Genomic DNA, 2,366 nt, shown 5'->3' on the forward strand with positions numbered 1-2,366 from the left:
GCCCACCGTCTCACAGTGGCGCGGGTTACATCGGGTGCTTGGACAACACAAAATGCAGCAATTCATGGATGCCTGTCTTGACTATCAGGCTGCACCTGAAACTGCTCCTGATGTCACGATTCAGCAACGGTTGCTGGAAGGAATGTTACTGACAAACCACTATCTGCCTGAACACATCGATATACCGGATCTCTGCTTTTCAAACCGGGTGTCAACTGATGATGAAAGAGGCGTAGTTGTTGATGGTGATCACGTCATGTTGGGCCAGGAACGCCTGTGGTACTTTATCACGGCCATACTGTTCGAGCTTAAACAAACAGAGTATCAATTCAGGAATCAAAAGCTTACTGTCATGCCAACCGATGGTGAACCGGTTGTACTCCAAAAACCGGATTTTACCCTCACGGATACTGGCCTTGTTATAAAGAACTGGACATTGGAACAGTTGACCGCCTTTTTCAAGGCAACTGAATTCACAGAACAATGGTATGAAAAGCCTCAGGACAAACGGGAGCCCTATGCGATCAGGCTTGAGGCAAAATTAGCCCAAATGAAAGCAAGAACCAAAGAGACCAGGAAAGCTGAGCCTAAAAAAGCAGCATTTCTGCTGTCACCTTCCATGATTATCAATATCATCAAATACAAAAAACCATTAAAGCCAGCGGTGTGGTCATCTCTGGAACACTATGCCAGCAACGGCCAGCTAACCACAAGTTTATGTAAGGCGCTCAGCCCGGTTATCCGAAATGATAATGATGGTGTTGTTCCTGAGCTCGTTAAAAATGCAGTGGCTGAAAAGTTGGTACAGATTGAGACAACAAAAACACCCGTAGTAACAGCAATCGCTCTGCAACAACCTCCTGCAAGCACGCCCCCCCCTTGGGATCAGGATTCCACCAGGAGCATTCAAGGGCCGAAATTTACCTTTGAAGCGGCAATGGAAGAGCTGGATCGTTTTCCGATATTGGGGAATAGAGAACTTGAACTATTGGAACCCTATCGGAAAGAGATGATACTTCCGCAGTTAATAAGTGTTCTCCAAAAGATCAACCATTATGATGTGGATAAACAGACACAAAACGCCTGGCATTCAGCCTTAGAATGCAGAAAAAAAGACCCTCTTGGGCTGAACGAAATTGACATTGACATTTGGGAATCGGATTCTGATTTATTGTCGCCGGATTTTGATTTATTTGCGACCGAGTCAGAACGGGTCAACAACAATGACTGGATGGAAGAGTTCCTACAAGGATAAACCAGTTGCCCTGACTCAAGCATTTTACGGTTAAAATGGCAACATACGCTGGTTAAATTGGTGCCTACCTGAAATTAGAGGAAACCGGAAGCGAATATCAAGAAGAAAGTCAAACCACCAAAAACCGGTGTCATATATGGTCCCAGCTTTCTTTGCCATGCCGGTACAGTGTACGGGCAACCCGGATAGGGCCGACAGCTGACTGATAAGTTGCAGAACAACGCAATGCCCGGTGATAGCAGGTGCCATTGAACTCAATGACTGGTGCATCGACGTCGAGTGAAGCCAGATCATTTGCAAGAACCTCACACTTTGCCTGAGCAAAAAGAGCATGGACCTGGTTTTCATAATCTTCAAAGTGCCGGATCGAATTATGATGCTGGCGCAGGCGAATCAACATGAGTTCGAGCTGCTCAAGAGCGTGGCAAGTATTAGCGGTTTTCGCCAACGGCTGACATACTTCCATCGGGGCGGCCTCTCACTGGAACGGTGTAGTATTTCAGTAAACATCATACCGGTGTTTGGCCGTTACCCCATATCAGGCCGGACGAAATTTGTTGCTATGGGGGATTGCGTGGAGCGCAAACCCTGAAAATACAGTCAGTATGAGACTTTCACCCAAACGATTCTCCAACTGGAAACAGGGAGGACCTCCAAACAAACCATGCAGTCACCTTCCTCCTCAGCAACCGCAGATACTGTATCCAGGTTAACATCTACTGCAGCTGGAAGAGACGAGCCGTCAACCAGCCACAAACGCAAAAGAAAGCGGAGCATGGCAGGTCGCCAGATTGAAAAGACAACAACGGACACTGGAGCGTTGCCACCGCATCAACAGCAACCTGAATCCGGGACCATTTCCCCCATAAAGCTCAGGCGTGTTACTGGCAATAACTCGTGTATTGAGCGCTCTTCTTCGACTTCGGTTCAGGGTAATCCGGAGCCAATGGAGACTGACACGGCCATGTCTGCTGACGCAGCTTCCACGCTTCCGGGGATATCAATAAATCTACCAACAACCAGCGACAACAGGCTATTAACTGGCAATGAACATACCTCAGCGATGGTGCAGGTCATGCCTGAACCAATGAAGGATGTACCGCTCACTACA

General features: G+C 47.6%; 3 protein-coding genes. 2 read left to right on the forward strand and 1 reads right to left on the reverse strand.

Translation table 11 applies throughout. The features are described from left to right. The first annotated feature begins 208 nt into the window (after positions 1 to 208). Entirely contained in the window at positions 209 to 1,255 is a 1,047-nt protein-coding gene (locus tag ACO6UY_RS24425) for a hypothetical protein (protein WP_422491643.1), read from the forward strand. A gap of 130 nt (positions 1,256 to 1,385) precedes the next feature. Here the strand turns inward: ACO6UY_RS24425 and ACO6UY_RS24430 are convergent, their stop codons facing one another. Further along, complete coding sequence (locus ACO6UY_RS24430) at positions 1,386 to 1,721, reverse strand: hypothetical protein (RefSeq protein WP_422450531.1); 336 nt, start codon at positions 1,719 to 1,721, stop codon at positions 1,386 to 1,388. Positions 1,722 to 2,030: 309 nt separating this feature from the next. On the opposite strand from ACO6UY_RS24430, the gene ACO6UY_RS24435 reads away from it, so the two are divergent. Next, positions 2,031 to 2,366: hypothetical protein (locus ACO6UY_RS24435; protein WP_422464016.1), on the forward strand; the 336-nt coding region annotated here is incomplete at its 3' end.

This window comes from Endozoicomonas sp. ALE010 (genome assembly GCF_049310165.1).
GTDB lineage: Bacteria > Pseudomonadota > Gammaproteobacteria > Pseudomonadales > Endozoicomonadaceae > Endozoicomonas.

Coding starts and splice junctions, on each gene's coding strand:
- ACO6UY_RS24430 (WP_422450531.1), bottom strand. CDS start 1,721: ATGGAAGTATGTCAGCCGTTGGCGAAAACCGCTAATACTTGCCACGCT.